An 18327-nucleotide genomic window follows, 5' to 3' on the forward strand; every position below is an offset into this window, starting at 1 on the left:
ACCGGCGCCGTCGTCTCGCATGCTGACACCGCGGGACGCGACGGCCTGACAGAATGTCCGGCGTGACGCACGCGAGCATCGACCATCAGGCCACCCGCATCGTCGTCCTCGGAGGTGGGCCCGGCGGCTACGAGGCCGCCCTCGTCGCCCGCCGGCTCGGGGCGGACGTGACCGTCGTCGAGCGCCAGGGCCTCGGCGGCGCGGCCGTGCTCACGGACGTCGTCCCCTCCAAGACGCTCATCGCGACCGCGGACTGGATGACCATCGCCGAGCGCGCCGCCGAGCTCGGGATCCGCCTGCCCGTCGACACCGCCAAGGCCCAGCACCCCGCCATGCGCCGCCACATCGTCGACCTCGAGGCCGTGAACACGCGCGTCATGGCGCTCGCGGCGGCACAGTCCGCGGACATCCACGCGCGGCTGGAGCGCGAGGGCGTGCGCGTCGTCATCGGCGAGGGCCGCCTTGACGGCCCCGAGCGCGTCGTCGTCGACGCGCCCGACGGCGCGGACGGTCCCCTCGAGCTCGACGCCGACGTGATCCTCCTCGCGGTCGGCGCGACGCCGCGCGTCCTGCCGACGGCGCAGCCCGACGGCGAGCGCATCCTCACCTGGACCCAGCTCTACAACCTGTCCGAGCTGCCGGAGCGGCTGATCGTCGTCGGGTCGGGCGTCACCGGCGCCGAGTTCGCGGGCGCGTACAACGCGCTGGGGTCCGACGTCGTCCTCGTGTCGAGCCGCGACCGCGTGCTCCCCGGGGAGGACGCCGACGCGGCCGAGCTGCTCGAGGGCGTGTTCCGCTCGCGCGGCATGACCGTCATGTCGCGGTCCCGCGCCGAGTCCGCCGAGCGCACCGAGGACGGCGTGCGCGTGACGCTCTCCGACGGCCGGGTCGTCGAGGGCTCGCACGTCCTCATCGCCGTCGGCGCGGTCCCCTCGACGAGCGGCCTGGGCCTCGAGGAGACCGGGGTCCGGCTCACCCCGAGCGGGCACGTCGAGGTCGACAAGGTGTCACGCACGTCCGTGCGCGGCATCTACGCGGCCGGCGACTGCACCGGCGTGCTGCCGCTCGCGTCCGTCGCCGCGATGCAGGGCCGCGTCGCCATGTCGCACGCGCTCGGCGACGCCGTCGTGCCGATCAAGCTGCGGACCGTCGCGGCGAACATCTTCACCGCACCCGAGATCGCGACCGTCGGGTACAGCGAGGAGCAGCTCAAGGCGCAGAGCAGCAAGTACGTGACGACCGTGCTGCCGCTCGCGCGCAACCCGCGCGCCAAGATGCTCGGCATGCGCGACGGCTTCGTCAAGCTCTTCGCGCACCCCGAGGCGGGGGTCGTCCTCGGCGGGGTCGTCGTCGCGCCGCGCGCCAGCGAGCTCGTGTTCCCCATCACGCTCGCCGTGTCGCACCGGCTCACGGTCGACGACGTCGCGTCGGCCTTCACGGTCTACCCGTCGCTCAGCGGCTCGATCGCCGAGGTGGCGCGCATGCTGCACCACCGGGAGGACTGAGCACCCGTCCACGCGGCCCCGGCGGGCGCGGCGCCTCAGCCGAGCGTGACGACCAGCCGACGGGCGCTCGCGGCGGGATCCTCGGTGCCTGTGACGAAGGTGCGGTGCGCGAGGCTCCGCGTCCCCGGGTCGTCGACCCACTCGGCGAGGAAGTCGTGGCCGTCGCGGACCCAGTCCGTGCCCTTCGACGCGACCGACCGGGCCCGCAGGATCGTCAGGGCGTGCTCGCGGTCGGCGCCGGGCAGGACGAGGACGACGTGCGGCACGGGCGCGAGCGCCGCACGGACGCGGTCCAGGCACGCCGGGTCCGTGTACGACGCGTGCCCGGCACCCAGCGCGAGCACCGCGCCGGGATGGTCGGTGACCGCACGCTCGACGGCGTGCGCCCGCGCCGGCTCCCACTCCCGCTCGGCGGCGACCCGGCCGACCACCGCGATGCGCTCGACGAGCCGGTCGACGCTCCACCCGACGTCCGGGTAGTAGCGGTCGGCGACGGCGTCGAGGTCGATGAACGCGACCCCGAGCAGCCCGGCGACGAGCTCGCCGAGCGTGGACTTGCCGGTGGCCGCAGGGCCGAGCAGGACGAGGGCCGGCGCGGCGGCGCGTCCGTCCGCCTGCTGCCGCGACACCTCAGAGCCGGCCGTCCAGGTGCAGCGTCCCGTCCGCGAACGCCAGCTCGGTGAGCTGGAACCCCGGGAACGTGTGCTCGAGCACCCCGCCGAGCAGCGCCTGCACGTCGACCGCGACCCGCGCGTCGGGCAGCACGCGCACGGCCTCGGGCGGCAGGTCCTTCGCGCGCAGCGCGCTCTGGAGAGGTGCTTCGACGAAGCCGAGCAGCTTGTGCGCGGGCAGGCCGGCGGCGTTGGCCTCGACCGCGAGCACGGCGGTGCCGGCCACGACCGACTCGACGTGCAGCGTCGCCCGGACCACGGGGACCAGCCGCGCGGCGAGCTTGAGCGCCGACGGCGGGTCGGGCACCTCGCGCAGGTCGACGACGACCCGCACGTCGTCGCCCTCGCTCGTCACCGAGCGCACGTACGGCGGCAGCCCGCCCGTCGCGCGCGCGATCTCGACGGCCTCGGTCACGGTCAGCTCGATACGCACCCGCCGACCCTAACGCGGCCAGGTGAGAACCGAGTCGCACGAGGTAGAGCCGTGGTCGCGCGGGGTAGAGCCCTGGTCACGCGGGGACAGGGCCGTGGTCGCGCGGCCACGGGGCCGTCAGACCGCGGGCCGCGGACGCGGCCGTCAGCCGCGCGCGCGGAGCTCGGCGAGCAGGGGGCGGTGGTCGGAGGCGGTGACGTCGAGGACCTCGAAGGAGCGGAACGTCACGGCGTCGGACCCGAAGACCCAGTCGATGCGGTGCGCCGGGGCGACCGCGGGTGACGTGAGCGCGTCGGGGTCGCCGGCGACGTCCTGACCGCTCTCGAGGCCGTGCTCCTCGAGGAGGGCGATCTCGTCCCAGCCGGGCTCGGCGTTGAGGTCGCCCGCGAGGACGTACGCGCCCTCCACGGGCTCGTCGGCGAGGAGCGTCCCGAGCTGGTCGAGCCGGGTCGGGGTGTTCTCCTCGCGGTGCTGCAGGTGCAGGGACGTCACCCGGACCGGGACGCCCGCGGCGTCGAGCGTCGCGGAGACCGCCGAGCGCTCCTGCGGTCCGGCGCCGTAGGGCAGGGCGTGGCGCGCGACGTCGGCGAGGTCGCCGCGCAGGGGGTCCCAGAGGATCGCGTTGCCGAACTGCCGGTCGGCCGCGGGGACGAAGACGACCCGCATCCCGGTCTCGCGCGCGAGGTACGTCGCCATGTCGGCGCCTCCGCCGAGCACCCAGCCGCGGGACACCTCCTGGAGCGTGACGACGTCGGCCCCGGAGTCCTGGATCGTGGTGACCATCTCGTCGAGCCGGACAGACGGGTCGGCGCTCACGCCGTAGTGCAGGTTCCAGTCGAGCAGGCGCAGGTCGCCGACGGGGTAGTCGGCGACGGCGGACGTCGTGGTCGGGACGTGGACCTGCGTGACCCCGACGAGCGCCAGCACCGCGACCGCCCCGCCGACGGCGAGCGCCGGGACCTCGGCGCGGCCGGCGGCGGTCGTCGTGCCCGGCGCCGCGGGGTCGCCCGCGGAGGACGCGGCGCCCCGGCTGCGGAGGCCGGCGACGACGGCCGGCACGGCGAGCGCGAGCGCCGCGGCGACGGGGACGAGCGTGTGCGGGAAGGGGAGCGGGACGTCGTACTCGAGCTGGTACCCGAGCAGGGGGACCGCCACCCCGAGCCCGGCGACGCTCGCGGCGCCGGCGAGGCGCAGCCAGGTGAGCGGGCGCGCCGCGCGCGTCAGGGCGAGCGCGAGCGTGCGGGCCGCGACGGGGACGAGGAGCACGAGCAGGACGAGGAGCGCCCAGCCCCCGACGGTCCCCGGCCCGTCCATGCGCGGCACGGCGAGGAACACGACGGCGACGCCCACGACGAGCAGGGCGGGGGACACCCACGGCGATCCCGGCGGGGTCGAGCGGCCCGCCCACGGGACGAACCACGCGGCGAGCAGGGCGGCGACGGCGAGCGCGGCGACCGCGAACGGCAGCGCGACGCCCGTCTGGGACGCGGCGAACGCGGGGTTGGCGAGCGCCTGCACCACGAGCGCGACGAACGGGCCGAGCACCCACAGCCCGCGTGACCCCGGCCAGGCGGCGCGCCCCCGGAGCGCCCACGCGCACGCGACGGCACCGGCGGCGACCACGACCGTCACGACCCATCCCGCGACGTCGGCGCGCCAGTACGCGTCCCAGGTGCCGAGGACCGCGCTCAGCGCCCCGGCGAGCAGCGCGCCGAGCACGATGCCGACGGCGACGAGCGACCCGCGCGCGAGCGTGGCCGCGGAGCGGACCGGAGTCGGCCCCGGCGCGGCGTCGATCCCGGGCGCCGGGTCCGCACCGCCCGCCGGTCCGCCCGTCCCGCTCGCGAACGCGGCCACGAGCACGAGCACGCCGATCCCGAGCGCGACCGTCGCGAGCCCGACGCCGTAGCGGACCAGCCCGAGGTCGACGCCCCCGGCGATGGCGGCGCCGAGGCCTTGGAGCGCGAGGCGCGCGACGGCGAGCGACGCCACGGCGAGCAGCACGACCTTGCCCGTGAGCTCGAGGCGCGCCGCGATCATCACGACGAGGACGCCGGGCGCGGCGTACGTCGCGAGCGCCGTGAGCGCCACGGTGACGACGCCCGCGGAGAACGCGTGGTCGAGCAGCGGGCCGCTGGACCGCACGAGCTCGACGACGATCGCGGTGACCGTCACGACGAGCAGGAGCGGGACGACGGTCGCCCGGTCGGGCCGGGCGACCGGCCTCGGCACGGGCCGCGGGGACGGGGGCTGCGCTGCGCTCACGAGGCACGACGCTACCGGGCAGGCGCTGTGATCCGCACCACACGATCGGGTCTTCCGTGCCAGACTGAGGGATCGGCTGCGACGGCGCGCCACCACCTCGGCGCGCGAGGAGGCGAGGACGTGGAGACGACCGCGGGGATCTCTCCGGTCGCGGAGGGCGCCACCAGCGCCCCGACCGCGACGGACGACGGGCAAGGGCGCGCCGGGGAAGCGCGCATCGGGCACTGGGTCGCGGGTCGTGCGCGGCCCGACGCGGAGCGGTACGGACCGGTCCACGACCCGGCGACGGGCGCGGTCACGGGGCGGGTGGCGCTCGCGTCCGCCGCGGACGTCGACGCCGCGGTCGCCGCGGCCCGCGACGCGTTCCCCGCCTGGCGCGTGACGAGCGTCTCGCGGCGCGTCGAGATCCTCTTCGCGTTCCACCAGCTCCTCGTGGAGCACCGCGACGAGATCGCCGCGGTGGTGAGCGCCGAGCACGGCAAGGTGCTCTCCGACGCGGCGGGCGAGGTCGCCCGCGCGCTCGAGTGCGTCGAGTTCGCGTGCGGGATCGGCCAGCTCCTCAAGGGCGGGTACACCGAGCAGGCGTCGTCGGGCGTGGACGTGCACGAGGTGAAGCAGGCCCTCGGCGTCGTCGCCTGCGTCACGCCGTTCAACTTCCCGGCCATGGTGCCGCTGTGGATGATTCCGAACGCGATCGCGTGCGGGAACACGGTCGTGCTCAAGCCGAGCGAGCGTGACCCCTCGACGTCGCTCGTCGTCGCGCGGCTGCTCCAGGAGGCGGGGCTGCCCGACGGCGTCGTGAACGTCGTGCAGGGCGACCGGGTCGCGGTCGAGCGCCTGCTGGAGCACCCTGACGTGGAGGCCGTGAGCTTTGTCGGCTCGACGCCCGTCGCCCGGCACGTGTACGAGACGGGGACGCGGCACGGCAAGCGCGTCCAGGCCCTCGGCGGCGCGAAGAACCACATGGTCGTCCTTCCCGACGCCGACGTGGACGTCGCGGCGGACGCGGCGGTCTCCGCGGCGTACGGGTCGGCGGGCGAGCGGTGCATGGCGGTCTCCGTGCTCGTCGCCGTGGGTGCGGTGGCCGACCCTCTCGTCGAGGCGATCCGGGAGCGGGTGGCGCGCCTCGTCGTCGGGCCTGGCTCGGACCCCGCGTCGCAGATGGGCCCGCTCATCACGGCCGAGCACCGCGACCGGGTCGTGGCGCGCGTCGGCACGGCGGCCGAGGAGGGCGCGACGCTCGTCGTCGACGGCCGCCAGGCGCCTGCGGGCGCGGGGGATCTGGGGGAGGGGTTCTTCCTGCACCCCACGCTCGTCGACCACGTGCGGCCCGAGCACACGGTGTACCGCGAGGAGATCTTCGGGCCGGTCCTGTCCGTCGTGCGCGCGGAGTCCTACGAGGAGGCCGTCGGGCTCGTGAACGACAACCCGTACGGCAACGGCGCGGCGATCTTCACGCGCGACGGCGGCGCGGCGCGCGCGTTCGAGGTCGACGCCCGGGCGGGCATGATCGGCGTCAACGTCCCCATCCCCGTGCCGGTCGGCTACTACTCGTTCGGCGGCTGGAAGAGCTCGCTGTTCGGCGACCTGCACGTCTACGGACCGGAGAGCGTGCAGTTCTACACGCGCACCAAGGTCGTCACGACGCGCTGGCCCGACCCGTCGACGGCAGGCGTCGACCTCGGCTTCCCCCGGACCCGGTGAGCGACCGATGACGACGGAGGAGCTCGCCCGGCGCACGTCGCGCACGCGCGCCGACGACCGGTTCGTCTTCCACTCCTGGTCCGCGCAGGGCGCGATCGACCCGCTGCCCGTCGCGGGCGGCGAGGGCGCGTGGTTCTGGGACGAGGACGGCAACCGCTACCTCGACTTCGCGTCGCAGCTCGTCAACCTCAACCTGGGCCACCAGCACCCGCGGCTCGTCGCGGCGATCCAGGCCCAGGCGGGGCGGCTCGCGACCGTGGGACCGACGTTCGCGAACGACGTGCGGGGCGAGCTCGCGCGGCTCATCGCGGAGCGGGCGCCGGGCGCGGGCACCCGCGGTCCGGCGGGAGGGACGGGCGACGAGCGGCGGTGGCGCGTCTTCTTCACCAACGGCGGCGCGGACGCCGTCGAGAACGCGGTGCGCCTCGCGCGCCTGCACACGGGGCGCGCCAAGGTGCTCTCCGCGTACCGGTCGTACCACGGCAACACCACGACGGCGATCTCCCTCACGGGCGACCCGCGGCGCTGGCCCAACGAGGTCGCGCCCGACCCGCACGTGCGTCACTTCCTCGGGCCCTACACCTACCGGTCGTCGTTCGGGGCGCACGACGACGCGGAGGAGGGGATCCGTGCGCTCGCCCACCTGCGGGAGGTCGTGCAGCTCGAGGGGCCCGGGACGATCGCCGCGATCCTGCTCGAGACGATCGTCGGGACCAACGGCGTGCTGATCCCGCCCGACGGCTACCTCGCGGGCGTGCGCGCGCTGTGCGACGAGCACGGGATCCTCCTGGTGACCGACGAGGTCATGGTCGGGTTCGGGCGGGTGGGCGAGTGGTTCGCGGTGGACCGGTGGGGCGTCGTGCCCGACCTCGTGACCTTCGCCAAGGGCGTGAACTCGGGCTACGTGCCGCTGGGCGGCGTGGTCGTCGGGGAGCACGTCGCGCGGACGTTCGACGACCGCGTGTTCCCCGGCGGCCTCACCTACTCCGGCCACCCCCTCGCGTGCGCGGTCGGGGTCGAGACGGTCCGCACGTTCGAGGACGAGGGGATCCTGGAGCGGGTGCGCGCGCTCGGCGCCGACGTGATCGGGCCGCGGCTGCGCGAGATCGCGGACCGGCACCCCAGCGTGGGCGAGGTGCGCGGGCTCGGGTTCTTCTGGGCGGTCGAGCTCGTGCGCGACCGGGAGACGCGCGAGCCGCTCGTCCCGTTCAACGCGAGCGGGCCGGCCGCCGCGCCCATGGGTGCGGTCGTCGCGGCGATAAAGGAGCGCGGCGTGTGGCCGTTCGTCCACTTCAACCGCCTGCACGTCGCCCCGCCGCTCGTCACGTCCGCCGACGACCTCGAGCACGGCCTCGCCGCGATCGACGCGGCCCTCGACGTCGCCGACGAGCAGGCCGAGGCGGTGCGGGCATGAAAAGGGTCCGGTTCGCGCCCCCAGACCAGGCCCATTTCATGCCCACAACTGAGGAGGGGTCATGACCACCGTGCGTGCCGCGCTCACCCAGGTCCGCTGGACGGGCGACAAGGAGTCGATGATCGACGTCCACGAGAAGCACCTGCGTGACGCCGCCGACCAGGGCGCGAAGCTCGTGTGCTTCCAGGAGCTGTTCTACGGGCCGTACTTCTGCCAGGTGCAGGACGCCGCGTACTACGCGTACGCCGAGTCGGTCCCCGGTCCCACGGTCGAGCGGTTCTCGGCGCTCGCGGCCGAGCTGGGCACCGTCGTCGTGCTGCCTGTGTACGAGGAGGAGCAGCCGGGCGTGCTCTACAACACCGCGGCCGTGATCGACGCGGACGGGCGCTACGTCGGCAAGTACCGCAAGACGCACATCCCGCACGTGCGTGGGTTCTGGGAGAAGTTCTACTTCCGCCCCGGGAACCTCGGCTACCCGGTGTTCGACACCGCCGTCGGACGCGTGGGCGTCTACATCTGCTACGACCGGCACTTCCCCGAGGGCTGGCGCGCGCTCGGGCTGAACGGCGCGGAGATCGTGCTCAACCCCAGCGCGACGAGCCGCGGGCTGTCGAACTACCTGTGGAGGCTCGAGCAGCCGGCGGCGGCGGTCGCGAACGAGTACTACGTCGGCGCGATCAACCGCGTGGGGGTCGAGGACCTGGGCGACGACGACTTCTACGGCACGTCGTACTTCGTCGACCCGGAGGGCGCGTTCGTCGGCGACCCCGCCGACGACCACGAGGAGGAGCTCGTGGTGCGCGACCTCGACCTGGACCTGCTGCGCGTCGTGCGCGACCGGTGGCAGTTCTACCGCGACCGGCGCCCCGACGCCTACGACGACCTCACCCGGCCGTGACCTGAGGATCCGAGAGGGGAGCACGCGATGCCGCACACGCTGATCCGGGGAGGGACCGTCGTCGGGCCCACGGGCTCGACGCCCGCCGACGTGCTGGTCGACGGCGAGCAGGTCGCGGCGCTGCTGCGGCCTGGGGACACGAGCCTCGGGGCCGACCTGGCCGCGAACGCCGAGCGCGTGATCGACGCGACGGGCAAGTACGTCATCCCGGGCGCCGTCGACTGCCACACGCACATGGAGCTGCCGTTCGGCGGGACGAACGCGTCGGACACGTTCGAGACCGGGACGCGTGCCGCGGCCTGGGGCGGGACGACGACGATCGTCGACTTCGCCGTCCAGCGCACCGGCGAGCGCGTCCAGGACGGGCTCGCCGCGTGGCACGCCAAGGCGGACGGGAAGTGCGCGATCGACTACGGGTTCCACCAGATCCTCGGCGGCGTCGACGACGACTCGCTCAAGGCCATGGACGAGCTCGTGACCGAGGGCATCACGAGCTTCAAGCTCTTCATGGCCTACCCGGGCGTGTTCTACAGCGACGACGGGCAGATCCTGCGCGCGATGCGCAAGGCGCGCGACAACGGGTCGGTGATCATGATGCACGCGGAGAACGGCATCGCGATCGACGTGCTCGTGCGCGAGGCGCTCGACCGTGGCGACACCGCCCCGTACTTCCACGGCACGAGCCGCCCGTGGGAGACCGAGGAGGAGGCGACGCACCGCGCGATCATGCTCGCGCGCCTGACCGGGGCGCCGCTGTACGTGGTCCACATGTCGGCCAAGCAGGCCGTGGCCACGCTCGCCCAGGCGCGCGACGAGGGCTGGAACGTGTTCGGCGAGACGTGCCCGCAGTACCTCTACCTGTCGCTGGAGGAGCAGCTCGGCGCGCGCAGCGAGGAGTGGGGCGACTTCGAGGGCGCCAAGTGGGTCTGCTCGACGCCGCTGCGGTCGCGCGCCGAGGGCCACCAGGACGAGCTGTGGCGGTACCTGCGCACGGGCGACCTGTCCCTCGTGAGCACCGACCACTGCCCGTTCTGCATGAAGGAGCAGAAGGAGCTCGGCCTCGGCGACTTCTCGAAGATTCCTAACGGCATCGGGGGCGTCGAGCACCGCCTCGACCTGCTCTACCAGGGCGTCGTCGACGGGCGGATCTCGCGCGAGCGCTGGGTCGAGCTGTGCTGCACGACGCCGGCCCGCATGTTCGGGCTCGACGGCCGCAAGGGCGTGCTCGCCCCGGGAGCCGACGCCGACGTCGTCGTCTACGACCCCGCGGGGCGCACGTCGATCGGGTACGGGAAGACGCACCACATGAACATGGACCACTCCGCGTGGGAGGGGTTCGAGGTCGCCGGGCACGTGGACGTCGTGATGTCGCGCGGGCGCGTGGTCGTCGAGGACGGCACGTACCACGGGAGCCCCGGGCACGGGCGGTTCCTGCGCCGCGGGCTGTCGGCGTACCTGCGCTGAGCGCAGCCTGGATCGGAGGCGGACGCATGGACCTCGGGGTGGTGCTGCAGAACGACCCGCCCGCGTGGCGGGTCGTCGACCTCGCGCGGCAGGCGGAGACGTACGGCTTCTCGCACGTGTGGACGTTCGACTCGCACCTGCTGTGGGAGGAGCCGTTCGTCGTCTACTCCCAGATCCTCGCCGCGACGCACCGGGTCACCGTCGGCCCCATGGTCACCAACCCCGCGACGCGCGACGTCACGGTCACCGCCTCGCTCTTCGCGACCCTCAACGAGATGTTCGGCAACCGGACGATCTGCGGCATCGGCCGCGGCGACTCCGCGGTGCGCGTCATCAACGGGCGGCCCGTGACGCTCGCCGAGCTGCGCGAGGCGATCGGCGTGATCCGGGGCCTCGCGTCGGGCGAGGCGGTCGAGTACCGCGGCTCGACGCTGCGGCTGCCGTGGAACCCGGACTCCCGGCTCCCGGTGTGGGTGGCCGCGTACGGGCCCAAGGCGCTCGCGCTCACCGGCGAGGTGGGCGACGGGTTCATCCTCCAGCTCGCCGACCCCGACGTCGTCGCGTGGTCCGTCGCGGCCGTGCGCGCCGCCGCCGAGCGGGCGGGCCGCGACCCGGACGCGGTGCGCATCTGCGTGGCGGCCCCCGCCTACGTGACAGGCACCGCGCCGTCGAACGGGGAGGCCGGACGGCGCGCGCTCGCGCACGCCTACGACCAGTGCCGGTGGTTCGGCGGGATGGTGGGCAACCACGTCGCCGAGATCGTCGCGCGCTACGGGCCCGGCGGGTCCGAGGAGGGCGCCGGCGTGACGATCCCGCACGCGCTCACCGACTTCGTGGCCGGGCGCGAGGGCTACGACTACAACGAGCACGGGCGCGCGGGCAACACGCACACGGCGTTCGTCACGGACGAGATCATCGACCGGTTCTGCCTCGTCGGGCCCGCGGAGCGGCACGTCGAGCGCCTGCGCGAGCTCGCCGCGCTCGGGGTCGACCAGTTCGCCGTCTACCTCCAGCACGACGCGAAGGACGAGACCCTGCGCGCGTACGGCGAGACGGTCGGCCCCGCCGTGCGCGACCTCGTCCGCGCGCGCGAGTGAGCGTGCGCGACCGAGCTACGCGACACCCACCCGAGACCCGATGCGAGACCCCGCGCGACACCCCGCACGGCGGACCTCGTGAGCCAGCACACGTGACTCCCCGGGCGCGACGGGACCTTCGGCCCTGTCCGGGCGTACCGCCGGATTCCTACGGTCGGGACCGTGGAAAACCCTCGGGGCGTGACGACCAGGACGCCGTTCCGTGCGCTCCTCGTGCTGCCCGCCGGGGTCGCGCTGCTCACGGGGCTCGCGACCGGGCTCGCCCTGCTCGGGCTCCCGTCGCCCGTCCCCGCCGCGCGGGTCCAGGACGCGCACGGCCTCCTCATGGTGCTCGGGTTCGTCGGCACGCTCGTCACGCTCGAGCGCGCCGTCGCGGTGCGGCGCCCGGTCGCCTACCTCGCGCCCGCCGCGCTCGGCCTCGGCGCGCTCGCGCTCCTCTCGCCCCTGCCCCGCGGGATGGGCCAAGGGCTCCTCGTCGCGGGGACGCTCGGGCTCCTCGTGATCTACGCCGTCGTGTGGCGGCGGCAGCCCGCCGTCGCGACGGCGGTCCAGGCCGCGGGCGCCGTGCTCGCCGTCGGGGGTGCCGCGCTCTGGGCCGCGGGCGTCGCGGTGCCCGACCTGCTGCCGTGGCTCGTCGGGTTCGTCGCCTGGACCGTGCTCGGCGAGCGTGTCGAGCTCGCGCGGCTCGAGATCGACGCCCGCACCGAGCGCGCGGTCCTCGTCGGGGCGCTGGTCTACCTCGGTGCCGCGTGCCTCGCCCTGCTCGCGCCCGCACCCGGGTACGCCCTCGCTGGGGCGGCGCTCGCGGCGTCGGCCGTCACGCTGCTGCGGCACGACGTCGCGCGCCGCACCGTCCGCGGCCGCGGGCTCCCGCGCTTCGCCGCGGCGGCGATGCTCGCGGGCTACGCGTGGCTCATGCTCGCGGGCGCGGCCTGGTTGTTCCTCGCGGCCGGCGCGGGGCCCGCCGGGCTCGGCCCCGCGGTGACGCTGCGCTCCGGGACGACGTACGACGCCGTCGTGCACGCGGTGTTCCTCGGGTTCGGGCTGTCGATGATCATGGCGCACGCGCCCCTCATCCTCCCCGCCGTGCTGCGCCGTCCGCTCCCGTACCGCGCCGCGATGTGGGCGCCGCTCGTGCTGCTGCACGTGTCGCTCGCCGTCCGGGTCGGCGGCGACCTCGCCGGCGACGGCCCCGCCGCGGTCGCGGCCGTCCGCGTCGGCGGGGCGGGGAACGTCGTCGCCGTCCTCGGGTTCGTCGGGGTCGCGGTCTGGTCGGCGCTGCGCGGGGACCGCGCGGCCGGAGGGTCGCGCGTGGACGCGCGCGAAGACCAGCGTTCTACGTCGGCGGACCAGGGTTCTACCTCGGCCAACTGGGGGTCTACTTCAGCGGACCAGGGTTCTACCTCGGCTGCCGCGCTCCCGATCGTCTCCGGAAGGTGACCGTGCCCACCTCGCCCGCGCGACCCTCGCTCCTGTCGGCCCGGCCCGCCGGGCCGCTCCCGGGTACGCAGAAGGTCGGGGGCACCGCGCGCAACCTGTGGCTCCACGCGCTCGTCCTCGCCTGGTTCGTCGCGGAGGCGGTGCTCGTCGTGGTGCACCGGTTCGTGCCCGACGCGCTGTGGCTCATGGTCCACGTGCTCATGCTCGGCGCCGTGAGCACGGCGATCCTCGTGTGGAGCCAGCACTTCGCCGACACGATGCTGCGCCGCCAGGCGCCGGGCGGGCGCCCGCTGCACCTCGCGCGGCTCGCCGCGCACACGGCCGGTGCGCTGCTCGTCGTCGCAGGGCTCCTCACCGACGTATGGCCACTCGTCGTGGCGGGCGGGGTGCTCGTGGGCGCGGGCGCGGTGACGCACGCGACGGTGCTCGTGCTCCAGGGCCGCGGCGCGCTGCCGTCGCGCTTCGGCCGGCTCGTCCGCTACTACGTGGTCGCCGCCGCGTGCCTCCCGGTCGGCGTGACGCTCGGCGTCCTCATGGCCCGCGGCGGCGCGGGGACGGAGGCCTACGGCCGCCTCTACGTGGCGCACGTGACGCTCAACGTCCTCGGGTGGGTGGGGCTCACCGTGCTCGGCACGCTCGTGCTCCTGTGGCCGACCGTGCTGCGCACCCGCATCGAGCCCGACGCCGACGTCGCGGCCCGCCGCGCGCTGCCGGTTCTCACCGCCGGGATCCTGCTCGTCGTCGCGGCGTGCGCGGTCGGCTGGCGACCTCTCGTCGCAGCCGGGGCGGCCGTCGTGCTGAGCGGCACGGTGACGGTCGGGCGGCACCTCGCGGCACAGGGTCGGGCCGCGCAGCGCGGCGCCTGGGGGTTCGCGGCATGGAGCCTCGCCGCGTCCGTCGTGTGGTTCGCCGGGAGCGTCGCCGCGTTCGGGGCCCGGGTCGCGACGGCGCCGTCGTGGGCCGCCGCGCAGGACGCGATCGGCGGGCTGCTGCTCCCGTTCGTCGTCGGGTTCGCCGCGCAGGTGCTCCTCGGCGCGCTCACGTACCTCGTCCCCGTCGTGCTCGGCGGCGGCCCGGCCCGACGACGGCGCACCGAGGCCGTCGTCGGCGTCGGCGGGGCGTACCGCGTGCTCGTCGCGAACGGCGGGCTCGCGCTGTACCTCCTGCCGCTGCCGTCGTGGGTGCGCGTCGGGCTGTCGCTCGTCGTCTTCGCGACCTTCCTCGCGTTCCTCGTGCTCGCGCTGCGCGCCGTCGTGGTCTCGCGGGGCGACACGGTCTCGCGGGGCGACACGGCCTCGCGGGGCGACACGGCCCGGCGGGGCGATACAGCCCCGCGGGGCGACACGGCCCGGCGGGGCGATACAGCCCCGCGGGGCGACACGGTCGCGCGCGAGGACGCGTCGCGGCAGACCGCGGCCCCGTCCGCGGCCAGGGCGCCCGTCCCGGGCGGGGCCAGTCTCACGACGGACGCGCCGCCGTCGGGCACGCGCCGCGGCGACGCCGCCCGCGCCGTCGCCGCCCGCCGGGACGCGCAGGCGCGCAGGCCGCTCGCGGGCGCGGTGACGGCCGCCGTCGCGACGCTGGCACTCGCGGTCGTGGGCGGAGTCGCGGCCGACCCGGTCGCGGCGGGCGTCGGGTCGGGCGTCGTGGGAGGTGGGGCCGCCGCCGGGACCGGAGGGGCCGGCGTGCCGGTCGTGGCGACCGGCCGCACGACGACCGTGCAGGTCGACGCCGTCGACATGCGCTTCGTCCCGGACGTCATCAGCGTGCCCGCGGGCGACCGGCTCGTCATCGAGCTGACGAACGCCGACGACGACGTGCACGACCTGGTCCTCGCCGACGGCGCGACGACCGGTCGTGTCGCACCGGGCGCGACCGCGACCCTCGACGCGGGCGTCGTGAGCGGCGACCTCGACGGGTGGTGCTCCGTGGCCGGCCACCGGCTCATGGGCATGACACTCACGATCGACGTCGAGGGCACCGGCGGCTCGGACGGCTCCGGCGGGACGCTCGCGGCGGACGACGGCGGCCGGGACGTGCATGATGCGCACGGCGGGCACGCGAGCACGGGCTCGGCCGGGGCGGACTCGCTGGCCGCGTCCGACGTCGACCTCATGACGCACCCGGGCGACGGGTTCACGGCGCGCGACGCGACCCTCGCACCGGCCGAGATCGACCCAGCGGGCGAGCCCGTCGTACACCGGCGCACTCTCACCGTGACGGAGGCGGTGCAGGAGGTGGCGCCCGGCGTCGAGCAGACCGTGTGGACGTTCGGCGGGACCGCGCCCGGGCCCGTGCTGCGGGGGAAGGTCGGCGACGTCTTCGAGATCACCCTCGTCAACGACGGGACGATCGGGCACTCGATCGACTTCCACGCGGGCGCGCTCGCGCCCGACGAGCCGATGCGGACCATCGCGCCCGGGGAGTCGCTGACCTACCGCTTCACGGCGACCCGGGCGGGGATCTGGATGTACCACTGCTCGACCATGCCCATGTCGCTGCACATCGCGAACGGCATGTTCGGCGCGGTGATCGTCGACCCGCCGGACCTCGCCCCCGTGGACCGCGAGTACGTCGTCGTGCAGTCCGAGCTCTACCTCGGCGCGCGGGGCGCGTCCGCGGACGACGCGAAGGTCGCCGCCGCCGAACCCGACCTCCTCGCGTTCAACGGGTACGCGAACCAGTACCGCGACGACCCGCTCGCGGCCCGGGTCGGCGAGCGCGTGCGCGTCTGGGTGCTCGACGCCGGACCGAACCGCCCGAGCGCGTTCCACGTCGTCGGCGGCCAGTTCGACACCGTCTATCACGAGGGCGCCTACGCGCTGCCGTCGGGCGCCTCCGGCGGCAGCCAGGTGCTCGGCCTGCTGCCCGCGCAGGGCGGCTTCGTCGAGCTCGCGTTCCCCGAGGCCGGGACCTACCCGTTCGTCACGCACGCCATGTCCGACGCCGAACGCGGCGCCTCCGGGGCGTTCGCCGTGACGCCCTGACCGGCCCGCCCGCCGGCGTCGTCGTCCACGCCGGCAGCACCGCAGACCCAGCACCCCACCCGGCGCTCGCGCCACGACCAGGAGGACCACCATGGCAGCAGAACCGATCGAGATCACGGAGCCCCCGCAGCACGAGGCCGTGCACGGGGAGGGGCCCGAGGAGGGGCACACCTGCGGGTGCGCGCACGACGACGCCGAGATCGTCCTCGACGTCCGCACGATCCCGCACGCCGTGCGCCACGGCGTCGTCTTCGGGGCGCTCGAGGCGCTCGCTCCCGGAGACGGGCTCGTCCTCGTCGCGCCGCACGACCCGCTCCCGCTGCTCGCGCAGCTCGAGGGCCGCGAGCCCGGCGCGTTCGACCGCGAGTACCTGTCGCGCGAGGCGACCGAGGTGAGCATCCGCCTCACGCGCCGTCCTGTGCCCGCACAGGACTGAGGAGCCCGAGCCGGCCCGACCGGCCCGGCACGCGAGGACGCCCGGCGGCACGGGGATGGCCGCCGGGCGTCGTCGTGCGCTCCCCGGATCGAGCGATGCGTCGGTGCCCGAGTGCTGCGTGTCGGGACGCATCGCTCGGGCGCGGACGCATCGCTCGGCGAGCACAGGCCTCGCTACGGGGTCGTCGGAGGCTCCCAGCCCCGGCGCGGGGCGCGCGACATCGTCGTGGCCGCGCGGCGCCGGTAGACGACGTAGGGGCGCGTGAGGTAGCCGAGCGGCGCGGAGAACACGTGCACGAGGCGCGTGAACGGCCACAGGGCGAACAGCGCCAGGCCGCACAGGACGTGGAGCTGGAACGCGAGCGGGACGTCGGCCATGAGGGACGGGTCCGGCTGGAACGTGAGCAGCGAGCGGAACCACGGCGAGATCGAGCCGCGGTAGTCGTACCCGTCGCCGAAGATCTGGTGCTGAACCGTCGCGAGCGTGCCGAACCCGATCGCGGCGCCGAGCACGACGTACATGAGCTTGTCCGAGCGGGTGGTCACGCGGAAGACCGCGCCGGAGAGCCTCCGGCGCAGGACGAGGATCACGAGCCCGACGACCGTGAGGACGGCCGCGAACGTCCCGGCGATCGTCGCCACGAGGTGGTAGGCGTGCTCGTCCACGCCGACGGCCTCCAGCCACGGGCGCGGCACGAGGATCCCGACGACGTGCCCGCCGATCACCATGAGGATGCCGACGTGGAACAGCGGCGAGCCGAGGCGCAGCCAGCGGTTCTCGTAGAGCTGCGACGAGCGCGTGGTCCAGCCGAACTGGTCGTAGCGGTACCGCCACACGTGCCCGACGACGAACACCGCCGCCACCGCGTACGGGACGGCGACCCACAGCAGGACGTCGAGCGGGCTCATCGTCGGGTCTCCTCGGTCAGGCTCGGGATCGTGGCGAACGGCGTGAGGTGGGACAGGTCGCTCAGGCCGACGAGCTCGGTGGGCGGTCCCGCGGCGACCAGGTCGCGGAAGCGTGCCGCCGTCTCCGACTGCAGCGCCGGCAGCGTCGCGACGAGCGCCGCGACGACGTGCGCGTACGGGCTGCGGACGGTCTCGAGCGCGGCGCGCAGGACCTCGATGCCGTCGCGGTGCGCGTCGAGCACCATGCCGGCGATCTCGCCGTCCGTGCGCGCGGAGAGCTCGAGCACCGTGGGCAGGTGGTCGGGCAGCTCGGAGCCGTCCGTCTCCCAGCCCGCCGCGCGGAACGCCTCGACGAACGTGACGAGCGCGGCCCCGCGCTTTCGGGTGTCCCCGGCCGCGTAGTACGACAGGTACAACGAGCACCGGCGCTTGAGGTCGAACGTCGCGACGTAGGCGGCCTGCCGCTCCCCGAGGGACAGCGACGCCGTGGCGTCGAGGAACGCGCGCAGGGGCCGCCGCACGTCGGACGGCAGCCCGGCGACGACGTCCTCGACGTCCATGCGGTGCGCGGTGGCCTCCGCGGTGGGGTAGTCGAGCAGGAGCGAGATCACCGTGTGCGCGGCGCGGCGCTGGTCGTCCGGCAGGGGACCGGGCGACGATGCGCTCGTCGAGGACGCCGACCGGGACCTGGTCGTGCGTCTCATGCCGCACCCCCTGAGGGCTCGGTTCCGCCCGCCGGTCGCGGCGGCGGGAAGAGCCCGCCCGGGGTCCCGTCGCCGTCCCAGTTGAGCAGGTTGACCCGACCCGTGGTGGAGGGGGTGTACGGGCTGGTGGCCCGTTCCTCCGCGCCGACCGCGTGGAAGGACTCGCCCGTCGTCGGTCCCGCGCCGCCCATGCCCGGGCCGCCGTCGTAGTCGAGCGAGCAGGACAGCTCGTCGAGCTCGCGGGCGATCTCGGTGTGGGCGGTGGGGATGACGTAGCGGTCTTCGTACTTGGCGATGGCCAGGAGGCGGTACATGTCCTGGACTTGTTGTCCGGTCATGCCGACCGCGGCCGCGGTCTCTTCGTTGGCGTCGTGGCCGAGGTTGATGTCGCGCATGTAGGA

General features: G+C 74.9%; 14 protein-coding genes and 1 pseudogene. 9 read left to right on the forward strand and 6 right to left on the reverse strand.

Going from position 1 to position 18327, the window contains the following annotated elements; genetic code table 11:
* The first annotated feature begins 53 nt into the window (after positions 1–53).
* Complete coding sequence (locus tag NF338_RS17400; protein WP_412847142.1) at positions 54–1505, forward strand: NAD(P)H-quinone dehydrogenase; 1452 nt, start codon at positions 54–56, stop codon at positions 1503–1505.
* Positions 1506–1540: 35 nt separating this feature from the next.
* Here NF338_RS17400 and NF338_RS17405 read toward each other — a convergent pair whose 3' ends face one another.
* The 3 genes from NF338_RS17405 to NF338_RS17415 form a co-directional block, all read right to left on the reverse strand.
* Positions 1541–2134: a hypothetical protein gene (locus NF338_RS17405; protein WP_264031933.1), complete on the reverse strand. Its 594-nt coding sequence runs from the start codon at positions 2132–2134 to the stop codon at positions 1541–1543.
* A 1-nt stretch (position 2135) separates the two neighbouring features.
* Complete coding sequence (locus NF338_RS17410; protein WP_264031934.1) at positions 2136–2609, reverse strand: hypothetical protein; 474 nt, start codon at positions 2607–2609, stop codon at positions 2136–2138.
* Between the two features lie 144 nt (positions 2610–2753).
* Positions 2754–4874, reverse strand: a complete 2121-nt coding sequence (locus NF338_RS17415; protein WP_264031935.1) for an endonuclease/exonuclease/phosphatase family protein — start codon at positions 4872–4874, stop codon at positions 2754–2756.
* 216 nt (positions 4875–5090) lie between these two features.
* On the opposite strand from NF338_RS17415, the gene NF338_RS17420 reads away from it, so the two are divergent.
* The 8 genes from NF338_RS17420 to NF338_RS17455 all read left to right on the forward strand — a co-directional run bounded on the left by NF338_RS17420 (position 5091) and on the right by NF338_RS17455 (position 16314).
* Positions 5091–6578, forward strand: coding sequence for a CoA-acylating methylmalonate-semialdehyde dehydrogenase (locus NF338_RS17420; protein ID WP_264031956.1), 1488 nt, complete (start codon positions 5091–5093; stop codon positions 6576–6578).
* A gap of 7 nt (positions 6579–6585) precedes the next feature.
* The gene (locus NF338_RS17425; protein ID WP_264031936.1) at positions 6586–7992 is read left to right on the forward strand and encodes an aspartate aminotransferase family protein; all 1407 of its coding nucleotides are present in this window, start codon (positions 6586–6588) and stop codon (positions 7990–7992) included.
* 61 nt (positions 7993–8053) lie between these two features.
* A complete protein-coding gene (locus NF338_RS17430; protein WP_264031937.1) occupies positions 8054–8890 on the forward strand; it encodes a nitrilase-related carbon-nitrogen hydrolase in 837 nt (278 codons plus the stop codon).
* A gap of 27 nt (positions 8891–8917) precedes the next feature.
* Positions 8918–10354, forward strand: a complete 1437-nt coding sequence (gene hydA, locus NF338_RS17435) for a dihydropyrimidinase (RefSeq protein WP_264031938.1) — start codon at positions 8918–8920, stop codon at positions 10352–10354.
* A 26-nt stretch (positions 10355–10380) separates the two neighbouring features.
* The gene (locus NF338_RS17440; protein WP_264031939.1) at positions 10381–11451 is read left to right on the forward strand and encodes a TIGR03842 family LLM class F420-dependent oxidoreductase; all 1071 of its coding nucleotides are present in this window, start codon (positions 10381–10383) and stop codon (positions 11449–11451) included.
* Between the two features lie 180 nt (positions 11452–11631).
* Positions 11632–12891, forward strand: a complete 1260-nt coding sequence (locus NF338_RS17445) for a hypothetical protein (RefSeq protein ID WP_264031940.1) — start codon at positions 11632–11634, stop codon at positions 12889–12891.
* Positions 12888–15878, forward strand: a complete 2991-nt coding sequence (locus tag NF338_RS17450; protein WP_264031941.1) for a multicopper oxidase domain-containing protein — start codon at positions 12888–12890, stop codon at positions 15876–15878. Before NF338_RS17445 ends, NF338_RS17450 begins: the two co-directional genes overlap by 4 nt.
* A gap of 91 nt (positions 15879–15969) precedes the next feature.
* Positions 15970–16314, forward strand: coding sequence for a DUF2249 domain-containing protein (locus tag NF338_RS17455; RefSeq protein WP_264031942.1), 345 nt, complete (start codon positions 15970–15972; stop codon positions 16312–16314).
* 173 nt (positions 16315–16487) lie between these two features.
* Here the strand turns inward: NF338_RS17455 and narI are convergent, their stop codons facing one another.
* The 3 genes and pseudogenes from narI to narY form a co-directional block, all read right to left on the reverse strand.
* Complete coding sequence (narI, locus tag NF338_RS17460) at positions 16488–17222, reverse strand: respiratory nitrate reductase subunit gamma (protein ID WP_264031943.1); 735 nt, start codon at positions 17220–17222, stop codon at positions 16488–16490.
* Positions 17219–17926 carry a nitrate reductase molybdenum cofactor assembly chaperone gene (gene narJ, locus NF338_RS17465; protein WP_264031944.1) on the reverse strand — a complete coding sequence of 236 codons (708 nt, stop codon included), beginning with the start codon at positions 17924–17926 and terminating at the stop codon, positions 17219–17221. The genes narI and narJ overlap by 4 nt, the downstream gene beginning before the upstream one ends.
* Positions 17923–18327: pseudogene (gene narY / locus NF338_RS17470) on the reverse strand (nitrate reductase subunit beta); the annotation flags it as partial. The gene narJ and the pseudogene narY, both read right to left, overlap by 4 nt.

This window comes from Cellulosimicrobium sp. SH8, from assembly GCF_025818875.1.
In the GTDB taxonomy this organism is placed as follows: Bacteria; Actinomycetota; Actinomycetes; order Actinomycetales; family Cellulomonadaceae; genus Cellulosimicrobium; species Cellulosimicrobium cellulans_D.